General features: G+C 54.3%; 23 protein-coding genes. 8 read left to right on the top strand and 15 right to left on the bottom strand.

Translation table 11 applies throughout. The features are described 5' to 3' along the window. Positions 1-65: 65 nt before the first annotated feature. The 4 genes from PV433_RS07805 to PV433_RS07790 form a co-directional block, all read right to left on the bottom strand. The gene (locus PV433_RS07805) at positions 66-1,880 is read right to left on the bottom strand and encodes an ABC transporter ATP-binding protein (RefSeq protein ID WP_332071617.1); all 1,815 of its coding nucleotides are present in this window, start codon (positions 1,878-1,880) and stop codon (positions 66-68) included. After that, positions 1,877-3,697 (bottom strand): ABC transporter ATP-binding protein, encoded by a 1,821-nt coding sequence (locus PV433_RS07800; protein WP_332071616.1) that lies wholly within the window; start codon positions 3,695-3,697, stop codon positions 1,877-1,879. Before PV433_RS07800 ends, PV433_RS07805 begins: the two co-directional genes overlap by 4 nt. Before the next feature lie 289 nt (positions 3,698-3,986). Then, entirely contained in the window at positions 3,987-5,366 is a 1,380-nt protein-coding gene (locus PV433_RS07795; protein WP_332071615.1) for a serine hydrolase, read from the bottom strand. 146 nt (positions 5,367-5,512) lie between these two features. Beyond that, complete coding sequence (locus PV433_RS07790) at positions 5,513-5,989, bottom strand: MarR family winged helix-turn-helix transcriptional regulator (RefSeq protein ID WP_332071614.1); 477 nt, start codon at positions 5,987-5,989, stop codon at positions 5,513-5,515. A gap of 190 nt (positions 5,990-6,179) precedes the next feature. Between PV433_RS07790 and PV433_RS07785 the strand changes: the two genes are divergently transcribed. The 4 genes from PV433_RS07785 to PV433_RS07770 all read left to right on the top strand — a co-directional run bounded on the left by PV433_RS07785 (position 6,180) and on the right by PV433_RS07770 (position 8,923). After that, on the top strand, positions 6,180-6,755 hold the full coding sequence (locus PV433_RS07785) for a bifunctional transcriptional activator/DNA repair enzyme AdaA (RefSeq protein WP_332071613.1): 576 nt from the start codon (positions 6,180-6,182) through the stop codon (positions 6,753-6,755). Positions 6,756-6,771: 16 nt separating this feature from the next. Beyond that, a complete protein-coding gene (locus PV433_RS07780) occupies positions 6,772-7,323 on the top strand; it encodes a methylated-DNA--[protein]-cysteine S-methyltransferase (RefSeq protein WP_332071612.1) in 552 nt (183 codons plus the stop codon). Then, entirely contained in the window at positions 7,316-8,032 is a 717-nt protein-coding gene (locus PV433_RS07775) for a 2OG-Fe(II) oxygenase (protein WP_332071611.1), read from the top strand. The genes PV433_RS07780 and PV433_RS07775 overlap by 8 nt, the downstream gene beginning before the upstream one ends. A gap of 72 nt (positions 8,033-8,104) precedes the next feature. Then, the gene (locus tag PV433_RS07770) at positions 8,105-8,923 is read left to right on the top strand and encodes an SPL family radical SAM protein (protein WP_332071610.1); all 819 of its coding nucleotides are present in this window, start codon (positions 8,105-8,107) and stop codon (positions 8,921-8,923) included. Positions 8,924-9,018: 95 nt separating this feature from the next. Here the strand turns inward: PV433_RS07770 and PV433_RS07765 are convergent, their stop codons facing one another. Then, entirely contained in the window at positions 9,019-9,726 is a 708-nt protein-coding gene (locus PV433_RS07765) for a DNA alkylation repair protein (protein WP_332071609.1), read from the bottom strand. A 217-nt stretch (positions 9,727-9,943) separates the two neighbouring features. On the opposite strand from PV433_RS07765, the gene PV433_RS07760 reads away from it, so the two are divergent. After that, complete coding sequence (locus tag PV433_RS07760) at positions 9,944-10,603, top strand: ArsR/SmtB family transcription factor (protein ID WP_332071608.1); 660 nt, start codon at positions 9,944-9,946, stop codon at positions 10,601-10,603. 78 nt (positions 10,604-10,681) lie between these two features. Next, a complete protein-coding gene (locus PV433_RS07755; protein ID WP_332071607.1) occupies positions 10,682-11,977 on the top strand; it encodes an MFS transporter in 1,296 nt (431 codons plus the stop codon). Positions 11,978-12,022: 45 nt separating this feature from the next. Here the strand turns inward: PV433_RS07755 and PV433_RS07750 are convergent, their stop codons facing one another. From PV433_RS07750 to pdxK, 5 genes are all read right to left on the bottom strand, one after another. Beyond that, positions 12,023-12,865 (bottom strand): alpha/beta hydrolase, encoded by an 843-nt coding sequence (locus PV433_RS07750; protein ID WP_332071606.1) that lies wholly within the window; start codon positions 12,863-12,865, stop codon positions 12,023-12,025. Between the two features lie 55 nt (positions 12,866-12,920). Next, the gene (locus tag PV433_RS07745; RefSeq protein WP_332071605.1) at positions 12,921-13,943 is read right to left on the bottom strand and encodes an iron-siderophore ABC transporter substrate-binding protein; all 1,023 of its coding nucleotides are present in this window, start codon (positions 13,941-13,943) and stop codon (positions 12,921-12,923) included. A 42-nt stretch (positions 13,944-13,985) separates the two neighbouring features. Beyond that, the gene (locus PV433_RS07740) at positions 13,986-15,221 is read right to left on the bottom strand and encodes a helix-turn-helix domain-containing protein (RefSeq protein WP_332071604.1); all 1,236 of its coding nucleotides are present in this window, start codon (positions 15,219-15,221) and stop codon (positions 13,986-13,988) included. A 108-nt stretch (positions 15,222-15,329) separates the two neighbouring features. Continuing rightward, on the bottom strand, positions 15,330-15,947 hold the full coding sequence (locus PV433_RS07735; RefSeq protein ID WP_332071603.1) for a DNA-3-methyladenine glycosylase family protein: 618 nt from the start codon (positions 15,945-15,947) through the stop codon (positions 15,330-15,332). Between the two features lie 431 nt (positions 15,948-16,378). Beyond that, positions 16,379-17,194, bottom strand: coding sequence for a pyridoxine/pyridoxal/pyridoxamine kinase (pdxK, locus tag PV433_RS07730; protein WP_332071602.1), 816 nt, complete (start codon positions 17,192-17,194; stop codon positions 16,379-16,381). A 223-nt stretch (positions 17,195-17,417) separates the two neighbouring features. On the opposite strand from pdxK, the gene PV433_RS07725 reads away from it, so the two are divergent. Continuing rightward, positions 17,418-18,176 (top strand): DUF4184 family protein, encoded by a 759-nt coding sequence (locus tag PV433_RS07725; RefSeq protein WP_332071601.1) that lies wholly within the window; start codon positions 17,418-17,420, stop codon positions 18,174-18,176. 97 nt (positions 18,177-18,273) lie between these two features. Further along, positions 18,274-19,347, top strand: a complete 1,074-nt coding sequence (locus PV433_RS07720; RefSeq protein ID WP_332071600.1) for an LLM class flavin-dependent oxidoreductase — start codon at positions 18,274-18,276, stop codon at positions 19,345-19,347. A 61-nt stretch (positions 19,348-19,408) separates the two neighbouring features. Here the strand turns inward: PV433_RS07720 and PV433_RS07715 are convergent, their stop codons facing one another. The 5 genes from PV433_RS07715 to PV433_RS07695 all read right to left on the bottom strand — a co-directional run bounded on the left by PV433_RS07715 (position 19,409) and on the right by PV433_RS07695 (position 25,211). Then, on the bottom strand, positions 19,409-20,290 hold the full coding sequence (locus PV433_RS07715) for a carbohydrate ABC transporter permease (protein ID WP_332071599.1): 882 nt from the start codon (positions 20,288-20,290) through the stop codon (positions 19,409-19,411). Positions 20,291-20,319: 29 nt separating this feature from the next. Beyond that, positions 20,320-21,198 carry a carbohydrate ABC transporter permease gene (locus PV433_RS07710; protein WP_332071598.1) on the bottom strand — a complete coding sequence of 293 codons (879 nt, stop codon included), beginning with the start codon at positions 21,196-21,198 and terminating at the stop codon, positions 20,320-20,322. A 124-nt stretch (positions 21,199-21,322) separates the two neighbouring features. Next, entirely contained in the window at positions 21,323-22,654 is a 1,332-nt protein-coding gene (locus PV433_RS07705; RefSeq protein WP_332071597.1) for an extracellular solute-binding protein, read from the bottom strand. Between the two features lie 210 nt (positions 22,655-22,864). After that, entirely contained in the window at positions 22,865-24,055 is a 1,191-nt protein-coding gene (locus PV433_RS07700) for a M20 family metallopeptidase (protein WP_332071596.1), read from the bottom strand. A 64-nt stretch (positions 24,056-24,119) separates the two neighbouring features. Beyond that, entirely contained in the window at positions 24,120-25,211 is a 1,092-nt protein-coding gene (locus PV433_RS07695) for an alanine racemase (RefSeq protein ID WP_332071595.1), read from the bottom strand. Positions 25,212-25,283 lie beyond the last annotated feature (72 nt).

The following is a 25,283-nucleotide window of genomic DNA, read 5'->3' as shown; positions in this document are numbered from 1 at the left end:
GAGCACTCATCACCTATCCGTGCCCAACAGGCCGCCGAACGGAATCGGCAGCCTGTTGCTTTTGCTTAATGCTGTACGGAATACCATTGCGCTTGGGCGTTAAACATCTCGGCATATTTACCGGCCTTCCGTAGCAGTTCATCATGCGTGCCTGTCTCAGCAATCCGCCCCTGATCCAGAACGACGATCCGGTCGGCGATTTTGGCCGAGCCCAGCCGGTGGGTGACGATGATCGCCGTTTTGTCTTTGGCGATATCCGCGAACTTCTTGTACAGGTTCGATTCTTCGATCGGATCTATAGCCGCCGTCGGCTCATCCAGCACGATCATGCCATGGATGCGATAAAACCCTCTGGCGATCGCAACCCGCTGCCATAACCCGCCGGACAAATCCGTTCCGTCGAATTCCCGGGAGAGCATCGTAGCGTAACCGTCCGGAAATGCACCCGCATTCACGTCCAGATCCGCTTTCCGGGCGGCGAGCTGCAAGTCGTGCTCCGGCCGGTTTTCCCCTTCGTCAAGATCGCTGATTCGGATATTATCCTCCAGCGTCATCTTGTACCGCTGGTATTTCTGGAATACGGCCGTTATTCCCTGATGAACCGACTTCGCGGAGACGTTCCTCGTATCGGCGCCCCCTATCCGCACTACGCCTGTACTCGGCACGTATAGGCCGGTCATCAGTTTGACGAGGGTCGTTTTGCCTGCCCCGTTCTCGCCGACGATGGCGATGGTCTCCCCTTTTTTTAGCTCCAGCGTTATGTCCGTCAGCGATTCGCTATCGGCCCCGGGGTAGCCAAAAGAGACGCCGCTCAGTAGAACGCCGTCGCCAGCGTTGATCCACACCTCTTCGCCGGATCGCTCCGGCAGCTTCAAGAAACGAATGAAATTTCGCACGGTGCCGAGATTTTTCGTCATACTCCCGATTTGACTCGTAATCACTTCCTCCATCATCCCGAACATAAAACCGATGGAAGCGAATACGGCGGCAAAGGAGCCAATGCTGATTTCCCCATTCAGCATCGCGGCGACCAGCATGTACAAGATACCGAAATACCCGGCCAAAGTTACCATTTTCATCCCAAGCTCCAGCAGCCTGGTCCTTAGTTCCGCTTTCCAGGTTTTAACCGCCAGCAGCGATAGTGCGGATCGGTACAAGTCAATGAAAAACGCAAATGCTCCTAAAATACGGGTTTCCTTGTAGTACTCCCTGTCGCAAATGCAGCGCTCCACATATTCGTATTCCCGCCGGATCGGCGCAGCCTGATCCTCCAGCCCCGCGAATACCGCCCCCCGTATCAATTGAGAGATCACGACAGGGATAAAAACGAGGATCAAGGAAATGGCAAGGATCGGCTTCAAAGTATACAAATAAAATCCCATAAAAATAAAGTAAGGGATATAAAACGTGAATATCGTAACGGCCGTAAACAATAAGCCGAGACTGTTGTTCATCCCCTCATTGGCTTTGTTAATATCGTCCAGAAGTTCCGGAGATTCGTAGACGATCGGATCGAGCCTCGAAGCTTTTTCATTCAACCGTAAGCTTAAATAACCGATCATCTTCCGGTAGTAGGTTTTGCCCATAAAGTTATGCAATCCGTTCAAAATCTCGGAACCGATCGTCGCCGCGCCTAGAGCAGCCGCCATCCCTAATACGACGGACAACTCGGCTTGCTGGCTGACTGCCTTCGTGACCGAATCGAAAAAATGCTGCGATAGGAACGTGTTTAGCCCGAACGACGCCCCGTGAGCAATGCCGACCGCATTCGTAAGCAGAAACAATACCGGAAACGAAGCGAGGGCGAATGGAAATAGCGTTCTCAGAACAGTAAACAGCGAGATCGGGTTGCCGGCTGCCGCAAAATCGTTCTTCTTCATTGATACCAGCTCCTCTGGCTCTCATACATCCCGGCGTATACGCCCTGGGCTTTCATCAGGTCCGGATGGCTGCCTTGCTCGATAATCCGTCCGTCACCGATCACGAATATGATATCGGCCAGCAGCGTTGAGCCCAGACGATGACTGATGAACAACGTGGTTTTGTCTCTGCTGATCTGCTCGAATTGCTCGTACAGCTTGCTTTCGCCGATCGGGTCCAGCGCCGCTGTCGGTTCGTCCAGTATGCGGATCGGTGCGGGATTCAGAAGAGCTCTCGCCATTGCGATCCGCTGCCATTCGCCTCCGGAGACGTCCTGACCGCCCGTTTTGGTTTTGCCGAGCGGCGTGTCGAAGCCTTCAGGCAGTTTTTGCTCAAGCGTATGTAAGCCCACTTGACCGGCTGCCTGGCGAATCCGCGTTAGTGTAGCCTCTTCAGCGCTGTGACGCAGCCGATTCACATCCCCTACCGCGATATTGTCTTTCAGCGGGATGTAATATTTGGCGAAATCTTGAAAAACGACTGAGTAAAACGCTTTCAGTTCATGCTGCCCGTATTCGGAAATGGGCTTGCCGTTCAAAAGAATCTCGCCTTCGTACTGGTCGTATAACCCGGTAAGCAGCTTCATAATCGTCGACTTTCCCGCTCCGTTCACGCCGACAAATGCATACTGGGAACCGGCTTGTATGCGAAACGAAAGTCCGTTTAGGACCGGCGCCTGCGTGCCCGGATAAACGAATTTGACTTCTCTGAACTCGAGCGATTCGAACACCGGCGCCGGAAATACCGGAGCTGCCGCCGCTCCGTCCGTTTCTTCAAGCCGGGCGAATTCGGTCAAGTCTTTTAAATACTCGCGGTGTTTCGTCAGTTGGTCCACATTGGCGGTGAGCTGCCACGACATCATCTGGACGATGCCGAAGACGGCGTTCACCAGAGAGATGAACATACCGATCGTGACCGCTCCTGCAATCACAGGTCCGATCAGCACCATAATGATCAGCATCGAGACGATCGCGGTCAACACGCTTCCGGCTTTCATTTTAATAAACCATTTCCGTTCCGTGCGGAATTCGATGGTCCGTGCCGTCTCGTAGTGGCGATACCAGCGTTCTCCGACGAGTCCGCCGAACCCGAATAACGTTCTCTCGTCCACCGCCTCGCGGCCTGTCAACACTTCGGTCAAATACTCGTATCTTCTCTTATACTTGGATACTTCACGGCCGGCTTCGTACGTCGAACGGCCGCTCTTGATCGCCAGGACGAACAGAGGCGCCGTCAGCGCCAGGATCAGCAGAGCCGCCCACCACACTTGGGTAATAAGCAGAATCAGAATTCCCGTGACCTGGATCGCTTTGGATACGATGGCCAGGAGGTCGGTAAAGGCGGATCTGATCTTTGTTTCCGGTGCTGCGGCTATTCGCGAGATCAAGTCCCATGTCCCGTGATTTTCGATATACCGGTAAGCGAGCTTCGCCCGTTTTTCTGTGATGGCCGTACGAAACTGCTCGCGGATGGCGAGCTCGAGCCTGAACTGGATCAGCGCTGTCCACTGCCTTGCCATCCATTGATAGGCAATTAAGGCGACAACGGCGAGCATAGACGGATAAAGAAGCGACAAGTCCGATTCGTTCTGAACGATAGATAGGGCGTTATCGATAAATGATGCTGTCGCTACAATTTGCATCGTTGGCGCCGCCCCCGCCAATAACGTCTGCAAAATGGCGAGTACCGTCAAAAACGGCGCGCACTGAAACGGGATTCGAAACGTGTCCCAAATCCCATATGTCCTGCCGGTAAGTATCAGCTCAGTCCCCTCCATCGCTATGTAATCTCATTCCTAATATACTACGTAACTTCCATATATTAGGTCTCGCGGAGTTGAGATATTAGCAGCAAATAGCAAAAAGCCCGCCGGCGTTATCGGCCTGCGGACTTGGTTTCACGCTTGTCAATTGGATCGTAAGTGCGTAATATTGCCGGTCAATTCCGGAGCTATTTCGTATACAAATGCTTCATCAGCTCTCGGTTTTTTTGCGCAAACAGGTCGTTATGGGAGAAACCATCCCGAAAGCGATTAAAACAGCCGCATAAACCGGTGTCCGGTACGTCTATCCTTCTCCGATCCGCACTCCCGGCGTCTCGGCATCCTCCTGGATCACAATCAGCTTCTCCGCCTTCCCCTCCCCGTCGCATAGGAATTCAACTTCAACCGGTATGAGCCGGACGAAGAAACGGGTTTGTGTCGAAGGATACAACTCCAGACGCACTTTGCCGGTAATCTGCATAAAGAGCCGGTCTTCCTCGATGAGGACTCGAGCGATTGTCGAATCTCCGTCGTTCCCTTCTTCTCCCAGCCGGTACGTTCCGACATAACGCTCGTATCGTTCCCGGTCGAATGACGCGATTTTTTGTTCCGGAGGAAGCCGGGGAATGTCATAGGGGAGTTCCAGCAAAATATGTTCGGCTGCAGAGATGACAGCCTGATCGAATTCTACGTCCTGCTCCCGGTTTCTCAAATAAATCAGCGTCATGTCGGCATCGATATACCGGATCATCACGGACGCATAACCCGGCCAGCCTCCACTGTGAAGAACCGCTCTGCCCTTCCCTTCCTTCTGTTCCAGAATCCAGCCGAAACCGTAATCGAAAGTATCCCCGTTATTGAGCGGTATGGGCGCAAACACCTGAGCCAGGGACCGTCTGCTTACGAGCGAATCCGTGTACAAAGCCCGGTCGAACTTCAGCAAATCGCTCAAATTCGAATTGACCGTACCGTCACCCTGGATGCCGTCTAAAAAGGTGACATACTGCGTATCCCCGATATCGTCGGGCAGCATATACTCTCCGGAATGAAAGTCAAAGACGTATCCGTAAGCGTAATCGGAAATCGTTTCAGGGCGGCACCTCCTGTTATAAACGCTGGTGCGGGTCATCCCAAGCGGATGGAAGATGCGGCTTCGCATAAATTCCGCGAACGTAAGTCCGGATATTCTCTTGATCAGTATGGCGAGCAGCACATATCCCGTATTACTGTATAACCAGCTTTCACCGGGTTCGAAATAAACCGGAGGCTGATGGCGCAACAACATGTCCAGCACATCTTCATTCGCCGCAATCCGGGTCCGGTCCCAATGTGTAAAGAACAGCTCCATATAGTCGGGTAACCCTGATGTATGACCAAGCAACTGCCTTACCGTAATTCCCGGGTACGGCAGTTCCGGAATCCACAGCGAGACGGGATCGTCGTAGGCGAGCTTTCCCTGCTCTTCCAAAACGATCACACCCAAGGCGGTGAACGGCTTCGACAGCGAAGCGAGCTCGAATACGGTATTTGTCGTCAACCGGCGTCCCGAAGATCGTTCGGCGAAACCGAATGCCGCTTCATAAATCACTTCACCCCGCTCCGCCGCCATGAAAACCCCGTTAACTCCGCCCTGCCGATCGATTTCAGCAAACAAGTGCTCCAGCTTCTCCCGTTTGGTATTCATTGAACCCGCTCCTCGTCTAAGGTTTATGACAGTCAGACTGGCTATAATGTTAAATAGATTTAAATTGTTAAGATATCTTAATTATTAAGCAAAGGAACCGCCGCCGGCAGTCGGCGATTATCCCTGCCCACAGGCCGTGTGAGCGATTATTTTATCGTTTTGCTGGCATCGCCGTTTACTTCCTTCTCCACGATCGCCTTCAGCTTCAAGATCGTGTTCTTCATCGCAACGACTTCATCGAAGTCGAGCTGCGAGTAATAACGCTCGATGATCGTCCGCTCCAGCAGATCCTGCTTGACGAAATAGTCCGTCCCGCGCTCGGCAAGACGAACGAGAATTTCCCTGCGATTGCTCCGGTTGATCTCACGAATCACATAATTCGCTTTCTCCAGCTTGCTGACGATCTGACTTACCGCACTGGACGAAACGTTCATACGCTCGGCAAGTTCGCTAACCGTCAACTGGTTGTGCTTATGGACATGCTCGAGCAGAATGGTTTGCTTGGCCGTTATTTCACTCTCTAGCAGCGTTTCATGGGCTTGAAACAGCATCACATTCATCGAGTAGTCCGCTTCATTCATCTCTTTGACGATCCGGATCAAGTCTTCGCTCGAGGTCTCCATTGGAATAGGTTCGCATCCTTCATAGTTAAGATACCTTAATTATTCTATCTTGTTTTCCCGGCAATAGCAAGCTGGCTTTCCAAAGATCATGTTAGCATAGCGCCTATTATTTCGTTATCTTGCTATTCCATCCGTTAAAACGTACAAAAACCGCTTTTTAGAGTTATACTTTGGATAGAGGTGAACCAACGTGAAACAGCAGCCCGGACCGCAGCCGCTCTCGGCGGAGCAATGGCAAGCTGTCGTCAACAACGATACAACCTATGACGGCCAATTTTTTTACGCAGTAAAAACGACGGGTATCTTTTGCCGTCCTTCCTGCAAATCCAGACCGCCGAAGCAAGATCATATCGGACTTTTTCATACGCCGGAACAAGCTATAGCCGCAGGTTACCGGCCGTGCAAACGATGCAAGCCGACAGGGCGACGGCTGCCTGACGAAGAATGGATATCGCTAGTAACCGACTATATCGACAACCATTACGCCGAACCGCTGACGCTGGATACACTTGCGGCGATCTGCCACGGTACGCCTTATCATCTGCATCGTACCTTCAAAAAAGTGAAAGGGAAAACGCCGGTGGAGTATATTCAAGATATACGTATCGAAAAGGCCAAAGCGGAGCTGACCCGAACATCGAAACCGGTATCCGAGGTTGGCCATGGCGTGGGCTTGTCGAATACTCCGTATTTCATCACTTTGTTCAAAAAGAAAACCGGGCATACGCCGGCGAGCTACCGCCACGACACGGCAACCCGGTCCTGAAGGAGGATTTTTATTTATGGAAAAAAGCACGAATGCGGCACCGATCTTCTGGTCGCTGCTCGCTTATCAAGATTGGAACATGCATATCGGGGCGACGGAGAAAGGCTTATGTTATGTAGGCTCGCAAAACTGCCCCTTCCATGAGCTGGCGGATTGGGCAGCCGCCCGTTTTCCAGGCAGCGCGCTCGTTCGCGACGACCGGATGATGCAGCGGTATGCCGACGAACTGATCGAATATTTGGAGGGCGCTCGTGAAAGCTTCACAGCCCCGGCCGATTTGCGAGGCACGCCTTTTCAACTTGCTGTATGGAAGGCGCTCTGCGACATCCCTTACGGACAAACGAGAACGTACACCGACATCGCCGAGACGATCCGGAAGCCGTCGTCCGTGCGGGCAGTAGGAGCGGCCATCGGAGCCAACCCGAACCTGATTACGGTCCCCTGCCATCGCGTCATCGGGAAAAACGGGGCGCTGACCGGCTACCGGGGCGGGCTCGATATGAAGACGAAACTGCTTGAACTGGAGCGGAACGTCTCGTATCCTAAGGAAGATGTGCAGCATGCCTAATTCGCTGGCAGCACGGATATCCGGGATGAATGGGGAGCAGCTGCGGCAGTCGCTCGATGAGCAGGGATACTCCAAGCTGCCGCCTCTTCTGAATGAAGCCGAATGCAAGTCGCTGATCGAATCTTACGAGGTCCAAGGGCTGTACCGCCAAACGATCCAGATGGCCAGATACCGTTTTGGGATCGGTGAATACAAATATTATGACGCGCCGCTCCCGGACATCGTTCAGCAGCTTCGGGACAGCCTTTATCCTGAGCTCGCGCTTACCGCCAATCGCTGGCTGGAGCAGCTCGGCCGCACGGGTTCTTCCTATCCGGAGTCACACACGGATTTTCTGCAGCTATGCCGCGACTCCGGACAGACCCGGCCTACACCACTAATTTTAAAGTACGAAGCCGGCGGATATAACTGCCTCCATCAGGACCTATACGGTGACGTCTACTTCCCTTTCCAGATTGTATTTGCGCTTAACCGGAGCGGGTTGGATTACACCGGCGGCGAGTTTCTTTTGATCGAGCAGCGGCCAAGGGCGCAGAGCCGTGGGCATGTCATTTCGTTGCAGCAAGGCGAAGGACTTATTTTCCCGACTCAATACCGTCCCGTCCGGGGTTCGCGCGGTTTTTACCGGGTTACCCTTCGCCATGGAGTCGGCACTATAGTTTCAGGAACGAGGTACAGTCTGGGCGTTATTTTCCACGATGCAAAATAATGGAAACTTTCGTTTCGGGGAGGATATTCATATGAGATTGTTCCAACTGAAGATCAAGGAATCCATACGACGATGAACGCCGAGTATACGTACAAGCCGCCAAAATCGCTTCTTAACAAAGGTACGGGCTTCCTGGCCGGATACAGCCATTCGTTAAACCCGTACACAGGGTGTGCGTTCGGATGCTCCTATTGTTACGTCCGGCAAATGCCGGTAGCCACTTTTCGCGGCAAAGCTTGGGGGACCTGGGTCGATATCAAAAGCGATGCGGCGGACATGTTCCGGAAAGAGCTGCAAAAAGCCAAGTCAAAAGGTCCCGTCACCATCTTCATGTCGTCGAGCACCGACCCGTATCAGCCTATCGAATATAAGGAAAACATTACCCGGTCGCTGCTAGAAGTTATGGTTGCCGATCCGCCGGATTTCCTTTTCGTCCAGACCCGAAGTCCGCTTGTTCGCAGAGATATCGATTTGTTGGCACAGCTCGGGCTCAAAGTCCGGGTAAGCATGACGGTAGAAACCGACTTGGAGGAAATCCGGAAGTTTTTCTCCCCCTACGCCCCTCCGATTGCGGCGAGACTGAAAACACTGGAAATACTGGCCGGCGCCGGAATTCCGACACAGGCTACGATAGCCCCGATTCTGCCGAGCAGCAGCTCCTTTGCTCAAACGTTACGTCCGCTCGTAAACCGCGTTTGTGTGGACGATTATTTTATGGGGGACGGCAGCGGCGGCAAACGGACCAAAAGCCTCGGCATCCTGCAAAAATATAAGGAGCTGGGGCTGGAGCAGTGGTATCACCCTGACGCTTACCGGATCGTCTACGATCGATTGAAGAGGAGCTTCGCAGAGGACGAGCTGTTCGTCAGCCAGAAAGGATTTGAACCTTAGCCAACACTTGAATTATTAAACACCTTAACGTAGCAGGGCGGCGTAACATCTGATCCGGATCATGTTTACACCGCCCATTTTCTGATCGTCTTGCTTTACGACTCGATCTGCCGCTTGGAGACGTTTTGCTTCATTTGACGGATTTTGAGTTTCGTTTCCGGACTTACCCGGTTCGACTCCGTTATTTTCTGCAAAGCTTTGATGTAGGTGAATGCGTCCAGAGAATGGTTCAGCAAATAATTCATCGTTTTTTCGGGCTGCTTCACATAACAGACGGATAAAGCCCAAGCTACCGCCATTTTCACATAATAGCCGTCATGCCGGATCGAGTCCAGCAAACTCAGTACGGACTGAATATGCGGCTCATCGACATAATAAAATAACAGCATGACTATGCCGAAACGCAGTTCGTATTCGTTTTCCGACCGTAAATAAGGCTGGATGAATGCCCACACCCTCCTCTTATTCGCAGGGGTGAACTTAAGTCCTGTACAGAAACTGTCGCAAACCGACCAATTGTCGATCTTGGGGACGAAATCCGCCACATGAGACAACAATTCCTCCAGCTCCGCCTTGGCATAACCGATGACCATCCCCTGCAGCATGACTTCCTCGAAATAATCGTCTTCCGCCTGCTTCAGATAGGTGCGCCAATCGCTTCGCGCGATGGATTTTGCAAGCTTTCGAAGCTCCGGCAAACGTACACCTATCACATGATCGATCGTTGGGAGCAGCGAAGAAGAAAACTTCCGGTATTCCTCGTCCGCCAGCTCCAGCAATTGCTCTCTAATCGACAGTTTCATTCTGCTCTCCAGTTCTCCTTCTCTCTATCTCTCTATTCCGAACGTCCGTACAGCCAGTATACCTCAACAAATCTCGTCTGAACGCTATTGCCGAATATGACAGCAAGATATCGAAATCAATACCGGTTTATTAAGAATAGAGATTGACGTTGATGTCCGGAGCGGATACAATACAACTATTCAATAAAACAATTGAATGGTTGAGGTGAAACTGAAAATGACAAACGATCGAGCTTTGACAGATAAGCTGTATCAAGAATTTGCCCGTATCGGAAAATGTTTATCGAGTCCAAAACGGCTGGAGATTCTGGACCTGCTGTCGCAAAGCCCCAAATCGGTCGAAGGGCTCGCTAAAGATACCGGAATGACGGTCGCCAACGTATCCCAGCATTTGCAGACGCTTCATCATGCAAGACTGGTGAGTTACAGGAAGCAGGGTAATTTCGTTTTTTACGAATTAGCGGACGACGAGGTTTCCGGTTTTATGGGCAGCTTGCATCGTTTATCGGAGAAGCAGCTTGTGCAAGTGCAGCAGATAAAGAAAGAGTTTATGTCGAATCAATCCGAGATGGAAGCCGTAACGCTGGCGGATCTCCGCAGACGGATGGAGCTTGGCGAAATTATGCTGATTGACGTAAGACCTAGAGTGGAATATGATGCGGCGCATATCCCGGGTGCGGTCTCGATTCCGATCGAAGAATTGGAGGAGAAGCTCGCTTCCCTGCCGACGAACTGCGATGTGGTCGCTTATTGCCGAGGTCCATACTGCTTAATGTCCGTCGAAGCGGTCGGGTTGTTACAAGCCAAAGGATTCAAAGCGTTTCGGCTGGAGGATAGCGTGCAAGATTGGAAGGAATTCGCCAAAAATGCGGAATAACGGCAATGCCACGGCAGCACAAACCTATTCGTCATTATCATCCCATGTAAACTGGCAAGCCAGGAAAGGCGGACATTCATGTTGCAATCTGCAAACACAGCTGTGAATAAACATCCGGCTTACATCCAGTCGTATATCGCCTCTCCCGAGAGACGGCGCCAGTTGTATCGCCGCACCCTGATCATCGTGGTTCTCTCCCAAATATTCGGAGGGGCCGGCCTCGCCGCAGGCGTAACGGTCGGCGCGCTTCTCGCTCAAGACATGCTGGGCACGGACGGCTTTGCCGGTATCCCCTCTGCGCTGTTCACCCTGGGCTCCGCCGGAGCGGCGCTCATCGTAGGCCGGATTTCGCAGCGGATGGGACGGCGAATCGGTCTTGCAGCAGGCTTTATAACCGGGGGAATCGGCGCGATCGGGGTCGTCCTGTCTGCGGTAACCCATAATATCGTTTTTCTCCTGGTCTCCTTGTTCATTTATGGAGCCGGTACGGCAACCAACCTGCAAGCGCGATATGCCGGAACCGATCTGGCGACGGCCAAGCAGCGGGCTACGGCGGTCAGCATCGCTCTCGTCTCGACTACGCTGGGAGCGGTCGCAGGGCCGAATCTCGTTGATACGATGGGCCGTTTTGCAACCGGCATCGGGGTTCCGGCGCTTGCAGGGCCGTTCATTTTGGCGGCAGCCGCTTTTCTTACAGCGGGGTTGATCCTTCTGCTATTTCTTCGGCCTGATCCGCTGCTCGTGGCAAAAGCAATCGCCGAAGCGCCCGCAACGGGCGAAACGGCGCATACCGGCGACAGCTCCGGCCTTGCGGCTGTGAACAAAAGCGGTATCGTAGCCGGAGCTTCGATCATGGTGTTCACCCAAATCGTAATGGTCGCCATTATGACGATGACGCCCGTGCATATGGGTCACCACGGACACGGCTTGAGACAATTCGGACTTGTGATCGGCTTCCATGTTGCCGCCATGTATCTGCCGTCCCTGCTCACCGGCTATCTCGTCGATAAGATCGGCCGTACCTGGATGGCTGTCGCGGCCGGAGTCACGCTGCTTGCGGCTGGCGTTATGGCGGCTGTCGTGCCTGCCCATTCGTTGCCGCTCCTTACGATCGCATTAATTCTGCTCGGATTGGGCTGGAACTTTGGCTTAATCAGCGGCACAGCGCTGATCGTCGACGCCACGACGATGTCGAACCGCGCCAAAACGCAAGGCTCGGTGGACGTGCTGATTGCTTTGGCGGGAGCTTCGGGCGGAGCGTTGTCCGGTATGGTGGTCGCGCAATCCAGTTATGCGACGCTTTCGCTGGCCGGAGGGTTTCTGTCCTTGCTGCTGATCCCTGTTGTGATCTGGTCCCATCGTAAAAGAAGTTAAAAAAAGGCCGCCCCCGTCTCTTGTGATGACTGGAGGGGCGGCCTTTTACGGTTGAAAAGCGAAACGCAGCGCCCGGCTGATCATCGCCGGCAGTACCGATACGTGCCCTTCGTTCTCGAATTCCGTGAACGACACCTTTACTCCGCAGCCGGACAGCAGGGACAACCTCTCCGCGAACTGACCGGCACTTACCGCGTTGGCGGTCGGATGTTGGCGCTCAAGCTCGCCCCAGCACAACCATAGGCTGATCTCTCGCGGATGCTGCTGCAAGGCTGATACAAACCGTTTCTCTTGCTCCAGCAGCAACGATCGATTCCAATGTATCGACGGACTGCCGGCGATATAAGTCCGGAACGCTTCCGGCCGCGTCAGCATCGTATACAGGACGAACAATCCGCCGAGCGAATGGCCGGACAACGCTTGCCTGCTGCGGTCGATCGGGATCTCCTGCTCGATGAGCGGCTTCAGCTCATCCTCGATAAAGCCCAGGAATGCTTCGGCTCCGCCTTGCTCGGGCAGCGGCGCGCCGTCTTTTCGGGTCGTGGTCGTCTCGTTCGGCGCAGGTGTGAAATCGTAGAAGCGGCTGTCGTCAAACGGTCCTTCCGACTCATAGCCGATCCCCACGATAACCGCCGGCACGACGCCGGTGCGATCCGGCCTGCGCCCCTGCAGCCGCATCGATTCGACAGCGGTGTGGAATACGGAGTTGGCATCGAGCAGATACAAGACCGGATAGCCGGCTTCCGGCGGAGTGCCCGCCGGAGTGGAGACAAAGATCCGATAGGTGCGGTTATGAATGCGGGAACGCATCGTCCATTGCTCGGCTCGCGGCAGCAGTACGCCGCTGCGCCGGGCGGATATCTCTTGCATATGATTTTCATTCGTCATGGCAGGACCAGCACTCCCGATTATAGTTTTATGGTGCGGAGGTAAGGACGGCCTCTTATTTCACGAGCAGCCGAACCGTATCGTCGATCATTTTCCCGTATGCGATCAGTCCGCTGCCCAGCCAATGCTCGTCGCTTACTTCGTGCACCTGATCTTTTTTAACGGCGGGAACGCTTTGCCATAACGGGCTTTCCGTCATTTCCTTCATCCGCTCGGTTCCTTGTCCGTATTGGTTGACGAAAAACAAATAATCGGCATCGAGCTGAGGAAGAACTTCCATCGAAACGTTGATGTTGCTTTCTTTGCCGAGCAGCGTCGTTGTCGCGATCCCCAGATCCTGGTGAACGACATATCCGGCCAAGTGACCCACGCCCATCAAGCTAACCCCTCTGGGAGCGAAGCGCAGGATACCGATTTTTTGGCCCGCTGTCGTCTTGGGCAGCTTTTCTTTGGCTTCCTTCACTTTCTGGTCGTACGCCTTCAGCGCCTGTTCCGCCTCGGCTGTCTTGCCAAGCAGCTCGCCCAGAGCCACAAGCGATTTCTTGGTGTCTCCGGATGCATTATTGAACGTAAAAGTCGGCGCAATCTTCGAATATTTCTCATACCCTCCGTTGGCCGCATAGGCCGCCGTATGCAGGATGATCAGATCCGGATTATGGGACAGCAGCGCTTCCGGCGAAGGAAAGCCGCCCGACATATCCAGCATCGGGACGCCCTTCAGCTCTTCCTGCAAGTAGACGAGACCCGATTGTCCGTTCGACCATTGGGCTACCGGCTTGATCCCCAAAGTGAGTAGCGAATCTTCCAGGTAAGGTGCGAATATCCGCTTCGGCGAAGCGGGCAGCGCCACTTCATGACCAAGTTCGTCCTTGACTGTGCGGGCTGTTTCTTTATCGGCTCCGGCATCCGGAGCGTTTTTCGTGCCCGAAGCTGCTGCAGGCGTGCCGGATTGCGCCGAGCTTCCTTCACCGTTCGTACCTTCTCTGCCCCCGCAGGCAACCAATAAGCTGACGGCAAGCGCACAAACCAGTCCCAGGGACGCCCGTTTTCTCCATGTCAAACGCAGGTGATGCAGCATGTTCTGAGTTCCTCCTATGATAATAATTCTCAACTAGAAGGATTATAAATCAGGAACATGCGAGTCTCCATGGATATTATGAAGGTACGGATTTGGACATTTCCCCGTAAACAGGAGCAGCGCATCATCCAGCATCCGGACGATCGACACCGGAGAGTATTCGAACCACGGGTCCGACTGGATCGTATATACACAACCGCCGGCCACCGCCTTAAGCCCTCGCCATAACGCGGAATGCTGCAAAGAGAGCCAGTAAGCCCGGGAGGCCGCCTCGGCGCAGACGACGAGCATGATTCGATCGGGGTCGAGCTCGGCCAGCTCGCCCGGCGTGATCGCAGTTCCTTTCCGCGACTCCGGTTCCCCTAATGGTCGAAGCTGCAGATCGGTATGCAACACATCCCCGATTCCGCGATTCCAGTATAAATAGAGCTGATTTCCATACACACGCAGCACGATGACGCTGTCGGTACCCAGCGCCGTTGACATCAGAGCGAGAGCGGATCTTACTTTATGTTCGTAGCGGGTTATCCATAACTCCGCCGCTTCTTCACGGTCCAGAAACTTGGCGGTATGGCGAAGCTGCTCCCTCCAGCCGACACTTTCAGCGGGAATGAAACAGGCAGGCGCAATGGCGGTCAGAACGGCCTTCTCCTCAGCGTGAAGCCCCTCTGTGCCGATAATCGCATCGGGACGCAGCTGAATCAGCAGCTCCTTGTTCTCCTCGAACGTCCCTTGGGTATACGGAAAGGTCAGCCTCAGACGGGACTTGATCCGGTTCCGGTAACCGTTGTAATAGTAAAACGACCATTTCGGATCGAGCGGAGCCGCTTCCGGCAACAGATCCAGCGCAAGCATATGACCGATAACGGACGGGGAATAAGCGGCGATACGCCTTTTGCCGGTTCTGGCGAATTCGGAGGGTGTCATTCCTACCTCTTTTTTGAATTTGCGGCTGAAGTAAAATTCGTCGCTATACCCGACCTTGACGGCGATATCCTTCATGCGCTCCCCGGTTTCCAGCAAGTAGCGCTTCGCGCGGTTGATTCTCAGATCGGTCAACACCTCAAGCACGCTCTGGCCGTACGTTTTCCTGAACTGTTCGATGAAATAGTTGACACTCAGCTTGGCCCTTCGTGCCAGCGAGGCTACCGTAACCGGTTCGTGATAGTGGAGTTCCATATAGGCCCGGATATCCGCCATTTTCCCCTTAGACGCACCAGCCGGGTCTGCCGGAACTGCCGGTTCAACGGCCCTGTTCGCCCCTTCTTCCCTATGCACATGAATCCTCCTTTCAAAACAGATCGCATATTAATTAGACGATAATGATTCTCATTTTCAAATATAAACGTAGCATATCGTTTGACATACGGTCAATCTTTCCATCTCTTATTCGAACGAGATCACCCATAAGTAGATCGAAGCCACGGAGCCGTAAGGCGAATAGCCTGCGCGGTATTGCTCGAACTGATCCTTCGTCAAGCCTTCCAGACCGTACAGCTTCATCATCCCCCGCCGTATTGCAACGTCGCCCCAACTGACGATATCCGGACGCTCGTAGGCATGGAGGAGCAGCATTTCGGCCGTCCATCTGCCCACACCTTTTAATGCCATTAACTTTCGTATTACATCCTCGTCCGGAAGCTCGTTCAGCTCATTCAAATCGAGCTTTCCTTGAACGATGGCTTCCGCGATCTGATGGATGCAGACCGCCTTTTTCATCGTTAAACCGCAGCGCTGAATATCGTCCGCTGTTACGGATGCCAGACGTTGCGGCGTCAGTTCTCCGAGCTTGATCTGCATATTCTCCCAGATCGTATGTACGGCTTTGGCCGATATCAGCTGTCCGACGATCGCGTATACGAGCGCGGTGAACGGGTCGGGCATCACTACGCGCTCTATCTTCCCGATCCGCGATATGGCCGCTCCAAGCACAGGATCGGCTATACTTAAGTAGTCGGTCTGTTCCTTCCCGTAGTCGAAAAACTTGGTTTGTATCGGCTGCATGAGAGTTCCTCCGGTGTACACAAGGGTATAAAAGCGGCTCCCTCTTCGCTTGAAGCTGCTCCTCCTACTATATCTCATTGGTGTGATCTCTTACGAGCTCAGCTAGTGTAACAGCAATCTTGTGAAGCAGGAAATACAGTAATACTGAAATACGAGTCTTTCGGAGCCTCTATTTTCTGCCTTTTACCAAGACAGGAGCGATTAAGAGCGGTTTGCAGCCCCTATTTCAGCTAACTGACGGGACTGCGCTGATTCGCGGTTTTTAAGAGTCTCATACCGCTCTTATTCCGTACCCAAGCGGGTTTTCGGTCAAAATAAAGGGTACAAACCACCCTTACTCGGCCTCTACCTACCGCCTTTTAATGAACAAGCAAACACAAAAACCCCCCTCTTCACTTGTACAGCGAAGACGAGGGGGCGCGCTAAGCGACTTATCGGGATTCATACATCCGGTAAGCCGCATGGTTGGTCGGACCGAAATAGGAGTTAAGCGGGAACGAATGCCGGATGGCGGCGGTAATAAAAGCTTTGGCCGTGTCGATCGCTTCCCGGACCGGTTTGCCTTTGGCAAGCTCGGCGGCAATCGCGGCCGAATAGGTGCAGCCTGCCCCGTGCGTGTAGGTGGTGCCGATTTTGTCCGATTCCAGCGTCTCGAATGTCTGCCCGTCGTAGAGCAAGTCCAAGGCGCGAGGGTGATCGAGCTTACCGCCGCCCTTGATCAGCACATACCGGGCTCCGAGCTCGTGAATGCGAGCTGCGGCTTCCTTCATATCGTCGACCGTCCGGATCGGATTGCCGCTAAGCTGGGACGCTTCGAACAAGTTCGGCGTCACGATAAGCGCCGCAGGAACGAGTACGTCGCGAAGGCTGTCGTTCGTCTCCGGATGCAGCGCTTCGTCTGCGCCTTTGCATACCATGACCGGATCGACGACGACGTTCGTTATCCCGTATTTCTCCAGCTTATGCGCCACCAGCTCGATAATCTCGATCGAACCGAGCATACCGGTCTTCAGAGCGTCGACCCCGATTCCGGATATAACCGTTTCGAGCTGCGCCTCAAGCGCATGGACCGGTAAAGGGAACACGTTATGAAACCAGCCGTTATGAGGATCTTGAGCAACAACCGTCGTCAGGGCGGTCATCCCGTAGACGCCGCGCTCCTGGAACGTTTTCAGATCGGCCTGGATACCGGCTCCGCCGCTAGTATCCGAGCCGGCAATCGTTAATGCTTTGTAAATGGCGTTCATCGATGAACTCTCCTGTCCGATAGAACGGAACACCTAGCGGTATCCGCGGTTCCGCTCCGATCGATCTCTAATAGTTTCTCATATCCTACACCCGTTCGTCCGGAAAATCAAGATGGTGTTTGACCCGGCATACCGCTCTGGTTCGGACTCGAGCCGATCTGTTACAATAATAGTTCCGAACCAATCATCGCAGCAATATCGATCAAGGAGGTACATAAGCGCTATGCCGTTTACGTTCGCCCATCCCCTCTATGCGATCCCTATACGTTCTATCAAACCGGCGTATTTCAGCTTGACCGGACTTGTTCTTGGCAGCATGGCGCCGGATTTTGAATATTTCATCGCGCTGGAGCCGCACCAGTGGATCGGCCATACGCACGCGGGATTATGGCTGGAAGCGCTGCCGCTAAGCCTGCTGTTCGCCCTGCTGTTTCACCGGATCATCCGTATGCCGCTCGTGTGCCACCTCCCTTCCCTCTATAGGATCGACTCGCGGGCGTACGAGCTTCTTCGTCCGTGGAGCTTGAACTCCCTGGTCAAATGGGTCATATTCGTCATTTCGGTTACGATCGGTTTTTATTCGCACCTGTTTGTGGATCACTTTACGCACCAATCCGGCTTTTTTGTCGGCCGTTTCCCGTTTTTGCTTCATCCAATCGCCGGAATACCGCTGTACAAAATCGCTCAACATTCCTTATCGCTGATCGGGCTGCTCGGTCAAGCGCTGCTCCTGGTAAGCTTATTACGCAAAGTACGGCCTTCAACCGGCAAGCTTCCTGCAACGAGCGGACGACAAAAGCTGTTATTCTGGTCGGTTGCGGTACTGATCGCGCTCCTCACCGTTTCGCTGAAGCTGCTCCTGACGGAAAGCGCGAATACAGGTGGCATTCTCGTCGTAGCTCCTCTGTCGGGCGGAATGCTCGGGATCTTGGGAGCATCGCTCCTATGGACGATATCCAGCCGGTTATCCGGTAAAAACTGAGAATCCGTCATTCTTTTGCCTTATTATACTTACCGAAGTTGAGAAACTATATAAAAATTAGTAAAGTAGAAGCTGTAAGCAAAGGAGGAGAAATCAAATGACCGAATCGGCAAATAGGATGGAAATTGGAATCAGCACATTTCTGGAGGCGACTCCCGACCCGTCAACCGGTGTCGTGATTAGCCACGCCGAGCGGCTGCGCAACGCGGTGGAGGAAATCGTCGCAGCCGATCAGGCCGGGCTGGATGTGTACGGGATCGGCGAGCATCATCGGGCCGATTACGCGGGCAGCTCTCCGGCCGTTGTACTGGCCGCGGCCGCTGCGATGACGAAGCGGATCAGGCTGACAAGCGCCGTCACGGTATTATCCTCGGACGATCCGGTCCGCGTTTATCAATCGTTCTCTACGCTGGACGGCATCTCGAACGGCCGGGCGGAAATTATGGCGGGACGTGGCTCGTTCATCGAATCTTTTCCGTTATTCGGCTATGACCTGAGCGATTATGACGAACTGTTCGAAGAAAATCTGGAGCTGCTGCTTGCGATTCGGGCTTCGGAGAAGGTATCGTGGCGCGGCGGCCACAGGCCGGCTATCGACAATCTGGGCGTTTATCCCCGGTCCGTTCAAAACCCGCTTCCTGTATGGATCGCCAGCGGCGGAACTCCGCAATCCGCGATACGCGCCGGAATGCTCGGACTGCCGATCGCTTTTGCCATTATCGGGGGAATGCCCGAGAGCTTCGCGCCGCTAGTCCAGTTATACAAGAGAGCGGCTGCCAAAGCGGGACACGATCCGGACAAACTGCCGATCGCCACCCACTCTCACGGCTTCGTCGCCGATACGACCGATCATGCCGCCGAGCTGTTTTTCCCGCCTACGCAAGCCCAGATGAACGTGATCGGACGCGAACGTGGCTGGGGGCAGCCGTACAGCCGGGCTTCGTACGATGCAGCGCGCAGCCTCAGAGGGGCACTCTATGTCGGCGATCCGGAATATGTGGCGGAGAAAATAGTGCTGCTGCGCAAAAACCTGGGAGTGACCCGCTTTTTCCTTCATGTGAATGTCGGAACGATGCCGCACCGTGAAGTGTTGCGGGCGATCGAGCTGCTCGGAACCAAGGTGGCGCCGATCGTCCGCAAGGAGCTGGCTCGGGACGGCTCCGGCGATTGACGCCTGGATACAATTAAAAAAGCTGTCGGCACTTTGCACGTTGCCGGCAGCTTTTCATGTTTTACCCTTTGACCGCGCCTGCGACCATCCCTTTCATAATCTGCTCCTGGAAGATCAGATATATGACAATGGTTGGGATGACGGCGATCGTCATCGCGGCCATTGTCAAGCTGTAGTCCGTGCCGAACCCGTCGGAGAAAATCGACAGGCTGAGCGGCAGCGTCTTCAGAGCCTGCTTGTTAATAAACACAAGCGCAAAGGCAAAGTCGTTCCAGAATCGCAGAAAGGCGAGAATGGCGACGGTCGCCATCGCTGGTACGGACAGCGGGAAGATGACGCGGAAGAAGATTCCCCAATATCCGTTGCCGTCGATCATAGCGGCTTCCTCCACTTCTTTGGGCACTGAGGTCAAATAAGCGGCGACGACAAAAATCGCGACAGGCAGCTCGAATGCCGTATACGGTAGAATTAACGCCCAATGCGTATCGAGGATCATCATTTTCTTCATCATGATGAAGAGCGGCACGAGCGTGCTGTGGATCGGAATGAGCATCCCGAGGACGAACAGCGCCATGATGGGTCCTTTCAGCTTAAACTGCAGCCTCGACAGTATATACGCGGCGAGTGTCCCGAGGAATAGCGTAAGCGCCATCGAAGTGAACGTGACGATAACCGAGTTCGTAAGCGCCGTTCCGATCCCCGCTATTTTCCACGCCCTGGTGAAATTCTCAAACTGCCATACCGAAGGCAGGGCGAACGGCTTGCCGTAGAAGTCCTGATTCGATTTGAACGAACTGATGAACAGCCATAGTAACGGATAAAGCGTCAGCAGCGCATAAATCGTCAGCAGCAGCTTGCCGATCCAGGACTTGCCCCGTTGAACCGTCTTTCCCAGAAGCCCACCGCTGCCGCGGGCGATCGCTTTGTTTGCCGTTGTCTCCATAGCGGCTTGTCTCCTTCCTTTGTGAGGTTTTAGTCGTTGCCTTTACGCTTCATGAGAAGCTGGCTGCCCGCAACCAGAATCATGCTGATGATCATAATCATCGTGGACACCGATGAGCCGTATCCGTAGCGGAATATGTTAAACGTGTTGTTGTACATGTAAGTAGCCAGCAGCTCAGTCGCTTGCGCCGGTCCCCCGCCCGTCATGACATAAATCAGATCAAACGCTTTCATGCTTCCGGAGATACACAGCACGATCGCGACCTTAATCGTATTCCAGATCATTGGCACGACGATCAGATACAGACGGCGGAAACCGACGGCTCCGTCGATTTTGGCCGCGTCCTCGACCTCCGAAGAAATATTCTGAATCGCAGCGATAAACAATATGAGATAAGGCCCGATGTTCGCCCAGATGATCGGAACGCTGACCGAATACATATTGATCTTCGGGTCGCCGAGCCAATCGCGAATCCAGGAGCTTAGGCCGACATTTTCAAGGATATAGTTCAAGATACCGATTTGCGGATTGTAGATGTAACCCCAGATAATCCCGATAACGACCGACGCGAGCACCATCGGCATAAATACCGCCGAGCGGATAAACCGGTGAAAGAAAGAGCTTTTCCACAACACAAGCGCAAGCACGAGCGCGATCGGCACCTGGCCGAATATCGACGCCGCTACGATAATCAGATTATTTTTGAACGCTCTCCAGAAGATGGGGTCCTGCACGACCTCGGCATAATTGGCGAAGCCGATATATTTCATCGCACCAATGCCCTTCCAGTCGAAAAACCCGTAAAAGGCCGACCAGAATATCGGAACGATAACAAATAATAAATAAATCGATAAGGCGGGAAGCAGGCCCAACGTAATAAATGTCCGTACTCGGCTTGCAGCAGCCATCGCTAACCTCCCCTTTCGCTTTGTTGCGTACGCTGTTGCGTCGTCTTCCAACGGAAGCCGGACCGGGCTTCCCGTATGAAAGACCGGTCCGTACCGTTTGGTTCCCCTTCTGCCGATCCCGCGCTTATTTGCCTAACGAACGGGCTTGCGCGTCCTGCAGCTTCTTCGCGATCTCTTCCGGCTTGCCGCCCATAAGCAGCTCCTGCAGCCCGTTGTTGATCGCTTCCGCGCCTTGCGAGCTCAAGTAGGCGTCATACACCGGCGTGAATTTCACCGTTTTCGACAAGTTGTACGCTTTGTAGAACAGCGAAGTGACCTTCGACTGATCGACATCCACTTTATAATTGACGATCGTATTGCTTTCCGCTACCGCCTTCATTCCTTCCGGACCGCTGACCGTATAGATCAGCTCGAGAGCCGCGTCCAGCTTTTTGCCCGACAGCTTTTTGTTAACCGCCAGACCTCCGCCTGCGCCGCCGGAGAGCGTATTCGGGTCGCCTTTGCCGCCCGGAACGGACGGAAGCACCGCGACTTCGACCTGATCCAGCTGTTCCTTCGTTCCCGTCGCCGCCATGTTCGTGAGCGCCCATGCGCCGTCGATCATCATAGCCGCTTTGCCGGAGATGAAATATTGCTCCATCTGCGTGTTGTCCAGGCTGTTGAAGCCTTGCTGGAAGGCGCCCGCATCGGACAGCCCCTTGAGCAGCGTCAGCGCCTGTACGAATTCCGGATCGGTGAATTTCGCACCTTCCTGCTTCGCCGCTTTCAGGAACCAGTCGCTGCCGGTCACGCGGTCGGCCAAGGAGCTCAGGATGCTCGATTGGGCGAGCCAAGCGGCTTTGTTGCCGAGCGAGATCGGCGTCATTCCTTTTTCCTTGAACGCTTTGACCGCTGTCTGCAGCTCGTCCCAAGTTTTCGGAACCGTGACACCATGTTTGTCGAACAACGATTTGTTGTAGAAAAACAACGAAGTGACGGACGCATTGATCGGAACGGCATACACTTGATCGTTAAACGAAAGCGGGTCGAACGCACCCGGCGTGAAGTTGCTCTTCCAGTCCGGGTATTTAGTAAGCAGCGGCGTAATCGGCTGAATCAGCCCGCCGTCATGGAATTCCTTAATGCCCGAGCCCGAGTGGGCGAAAAAAACGTCCGGCATCTCGTCGGCTGCCGCGACCGTCTTGAGCCGCTGACGGTATCCGTCCGGCGGGATCGCCTGGGCGTCCAGCTCGACTTCCGGGTGAGCCGCTTTAAACTTGTCGATTTGAGCCCGGACCGCTTTGGCGCGAAGGTCGTCGCCGGAGAAGTTATGCCAGATGGAGAGTTTCACTTTTTCGGCAGCGGGCGTATCGGTTTTCGCACCGCCGGAGGCACCGTTTTCTGCAGGCTGGCCGCATGCTGCAATCGTCGCTATTGCCATTACGGATGCTAAACTTGCCGCAATTTTCTTTTTCATGTTTGGGCTCCCCTCTTCTTTTCAAAGTATACCCTAAGTATAAAAGGCGCTTGCGGTTTCCAGTAGGGGAGAACCTTCAGCCGATAGGTAGACAAATTCCGGTTCTTCCCGGAATTCCCCCGCCCAGGCGCAAAAAAACCGCCATAAGGCGGCAAGTCGAACGATTACATCGAAATATTCAAGCGATAACGAATCCGGGTTGAAGGAAAATCAGTTCTCGTCCTCTTCTCCATAGTGCATTGCTGTGTGGATCAAAATGGCGGCGGCCTTCGCGACTTCGGCGAGCTCCACCCATTCGTCCGCCGTATGCGCCTCGGAGATGTTGCCGGGCCCGAATACAATGGCCGGCACCGAAACGCGCGTCAGCTTGCTGGCGTCGCTGCAATAAGGAGCGCCGATCGCCTCGCGTCCGGCCGAGTACGTATTAGCCGCCGCGAGCAGCGTGTGCGTCAACGGATGGTCCGGCGATACTTCCATCGCATAGTCGGTTAAAAAAGGCCGTTGCACCTCGACCTTCACGCCGATCGGCATGGGCAGCAGCAGGATACGCTCGCGCAGCTCCGACCATACGTCCTCCCACTCCTGGCCGGGAACCGTACGAATATCGATCGAGATCGTGCAGCGGTCCGCAACCGTATTCGGGGCCACTCCGCCTTCGATCATACTGATGCATAGCGACGGAGGCCCGGTCAGTGCGTGGGACCGGTTCGGAAACGATTCGCGTGCGTGCTGCCGGAGCCAGGCGATCACCTCCGCCATGCTCTCGATGGCGTTCGCTCCTTGCTCCGGCGTCGAACTGTGCGCGGCGACGCCGATGACTTCGACGCGAAAGCGCAGCACGCCTTTGTGCGCAATTATCGGATGCAGCCGGGTAGGCTCTCCGACGATGGCGGCATCATAGCGAAGCTCTCCGCTCCGGACCCGGTCGGCCAGCGCCGATACGCCTTTATACGTCGTTTCCTCGTCGACGACCGCAGCCAGATGAACATGGGCGGCCGGAATCAGCTTATGCTGTACCATCGTCTCCAGTGCTACGAGCATGGCGGCCAGCGATGCTTTCGTATCGCAGGCTCCGCGGCCGAACAACTTGCCGTCCCGTACGTCTGCGGAGAACGGATCGATCGTCATCCCGGACGTCTGAACCGTGTCCATATGCGCTTCCCACAATAAATGACGATCGCCCCGGCCTAGGAGCGTGCCGATCACATTGTCCCTGCCGGCTTCCACAGTCTGCACATCGACGCTAAGAGCCAGACGTTCGAAAAACTGCCGGACGTAAACGGCGACCTGCCTTTCTCCGGTTCCTCCGGGAAATCCCGGATTCACGCTTGGAATGCGCACCAGTTCGGACAAAACTTCGGTTATGCGGTCTACATCGATAAGATCCATATAAAGTGTCACGGGAAGATCCCCCTTAATAGAGGTTGTTCAAAAAGTCCACTTTTGGGGACTTTTTAAATTCGCACTAATAATTGCAGCCGCGTGCGTCGATTGCGATGCTTCGCTCTACACGCCCTTGGCGGACACCGGCAATCGTATCGCATAAATTCGGGATGACGCACGAATGATTCGGGATAATCTCGATCCGGTCGCCGACCGACAACGTCACTTCCGCCGGATCGAACTGCAGAAAACCGTGCTCTTCGTTCAGCCCGGTTATCCGGATACCCGGCCGGCCGACTACGATGCCGAAGCCCTCCCGATGATGCGCCTTGTCGCTCGTCAGCGTCTTGGTTCCTGCATCGATCGTCGCTCTTCCCGGCAGAGGCGTGCTGACGACAGTTGCGACGACCCGCAGCGCACAATCTTCTTCGCTTGCAAATCCCATGGCGACACCGGATACGTCAAACAAAATATAATTACCGGCTCTCACCTCGGTGGCGCTGCTCAGCTCCTCGCATAACAAGGCTGCTGGCGACGAGCCGGTGCTGACGATATCGACGGCGATTCCGGCTTCGGCGAGCGCTTGTGCCGTCTGCCGCATCGTATCGGATTCCAGACGTACGGCGGCACGGAACGAAGCTTCATCCGTATTTCCGTAGATGGTGCCGAAGTAACCCATAATGCCGCGAATCCGGATTCCCGGCAGCGAGAAGATCTCGCGTGCGAATGCAACCGTATCTTCGCCAGGCTGCCGTCCCCCGCGGTTCAGCCCCCCGTCGATCTCGATCAGCGTGTCCACCTGTTTCCCGGACGCGACGCCTACACGGGACAAGCCTTCCGCGCCGTATACGCTGTCTACCGTCGCGATAACCGCCGCTTTTTTGTGAAGCCGCTCGAACCGGGCCAGCTTGTCGTCGCCGATGATCGGATAAGCGATCAGGATGTTGTCGATGCCCGCTTCCGCGAACGTCTCCGCTTCGGAAAGCTTTGCCGTCGTGATCCCGATCGCCCCGGCCTCCAACTGCTTGCGGGCGAAATAGACCGATTTTGTCGATTTGATATGAGGGCGATGGCTGATGCCGTACTGCTTCAGCTTGGCAGCCATTCCCCCGATGTTGCGCTCCGCAATGTCCAAATTTACGATTACTGCCGGAGTTGTCAATTCGTTGTACATGATTGTCTCTCTCCCTTGTGTCGAATCGGCTGCTGCCGGGGACCTAAGTCCGGTACTTCTTGCAAATGCTAT

The sequence above is a fragment of the Paenibacillus sp. GYB004 genome, assembly GCF_036577605.1.
In the GTDB taxonomy this organism is placed as follows: domain Bacteria; phylum Bacillota; class Bacilli; order Paenibacillales; family NBRC-103111; genus Paenibacillus_AB; species Paenibacillus_AB oceani.
This window is presented reverse-complemented; position numbering and strand designations above follow the sequence as displayed.

Excerpts from the sequence above, each read along its gene's own strand:
- PV433_RS07725 (WP_332071601.1), top strand. The coding sequence starts at position 17,418 with ATGCCGTTTACGTTCGCCCATCCCCTCTATGCGATCCCTATACGTTCT.
- PV433_RS07760 (WP_332071608.1), top strand. The coding sequence starts at position 9,944 with ATGACAAACGATCGAGCTTTGACAGATAAGCTGTATCAAGAATTTGCC.
- PV433_RS07800 (WP_332071616.1), bottom strand. The coding sequence starts at position 3,697 with ATGGAGGGGACTGAGCTGATACTTACCGGCAGGACATATGGGATTTGG.
- PV433_RS07745 (WP_332071605.1), bottom strand. The coding sequence starts at position 13,943 with ATGCTGCATCACCTGCGTTTGACATGGAGAAAACGGGCGTCCCTGGGA.
- PV433_RS07735 (WP_332071603.1), bottom strand. The coding sequence starts at position 15,947 with ATGCAGCCGATACAAACCAAGTTTTTCGACTACGGGAAGGAACAGACC.
- PV433_RS07755 (WP_332071607.1), top strand. The coding sequence starts at position 10,682 with ATGTTGCAATCTGCAAACACAGCTGTGAATAAACATCCGGCTTACATC.
- PV433_RS07765 (WP_332071609.1), bottom strand. The coding sequence starts at position 9,726 with ATGAAACTGTCGATTAGAGAGCAATTGCTGGAGCTGGCGGACGAGGAA.
- PV433_RS07720 (WP_332071600.1), top strand. The coding sequence starts at position 18,274 with ATGACCGAATCGGCAAATAGGATGGAAATTGGAATCAGCACATTTCTG.
- PV433_RS07790 (WP_332071614.1), bottom strand. The coding sequence starts at position 5,989 with ATGGAGACCTCGAGCGAAGACTTGATCCGGATCGTCAAAGAGATGAAT.
- PV433_RS07695 (WP_332071595.1), bottom strand. The coding sequence starts at position 25,211 with ATGTACAACGAATTGACAACTCCGGCAGTAATCGTAAATTTGGACATT.
- pdxK (WP_332071602.1), bottom strand. The coding sequence starts at position 17,194 with ATGAACGCCATTTACAAAGCATTAACGATTGCCGGCTCGGATACTAGC.
- PV433_RS07750 (WP_332071606.1), bottom strand. The coding sequence starts at position 12,865 with ATGACGAATGAAAATCATATGCAAGAGATATCCGCCCGGCGCAGCGGC.
- PV433_RS07780 (WP_332071612.1), top strand. The coding sequence starts at position 6,772 with ATGGAAAAAAGCACGAATGCGGCACCGATCTTCTGGTCGCTGCTCGCT.
- PV433_RS07795 (WP_332071615.1), bottom strand. The coding sequence starts at position 5,366 with ATGAATACCAAACGGGAGAAGCTGGAGCACTTGTTTGCTGAAATCGAT.
- PV433_RS07805 (WP_332071617.1), bottom strand. The coding sequence starts at position 1,880 with ATGAAGAAGAACGATTTTGCGGCAGCCGGCAACCCGATCTCGCTGTTT.
- PV433_RS07710 (WP_332071598.1), bottom strand. The coding sequence starts at position 21,198 with ATGGCTGCTGCAAGCCGAGTACGGACATTTATTACGTTGGGCCTGCTT.
- PV433_RS07705 (WP_332071597.1), bottom strand. The coding sequence starts at position 22,654 with ATGAAAAAGAAAATTGCGGCAAGTTTAGCATCCGTAATGGCAATAGCG.
- PV433_RS07770 (WP_332071610.1), top strand. The coding sequence starts at position 8,105 with ATGAACGCCGAGTATACGTACAAGCCGCCAAAATCGCTTCTTAACAAA.
- PV433_RS07775 (WP_332071611.1), top strand. The coding sequence starts at position 7,316 with ATGCCTAATTCGCTGGCAGCACGGATATCCGGGATGAATGGGGAGCAG.
- PV433_RS07715 (WP_332071599.1), bottom strand. The coding sequence starts at position 20,290 with ATGGAGACAACGGCAAACAAAGCGATCGCCCGCGGCAGCGGTGGGCTT.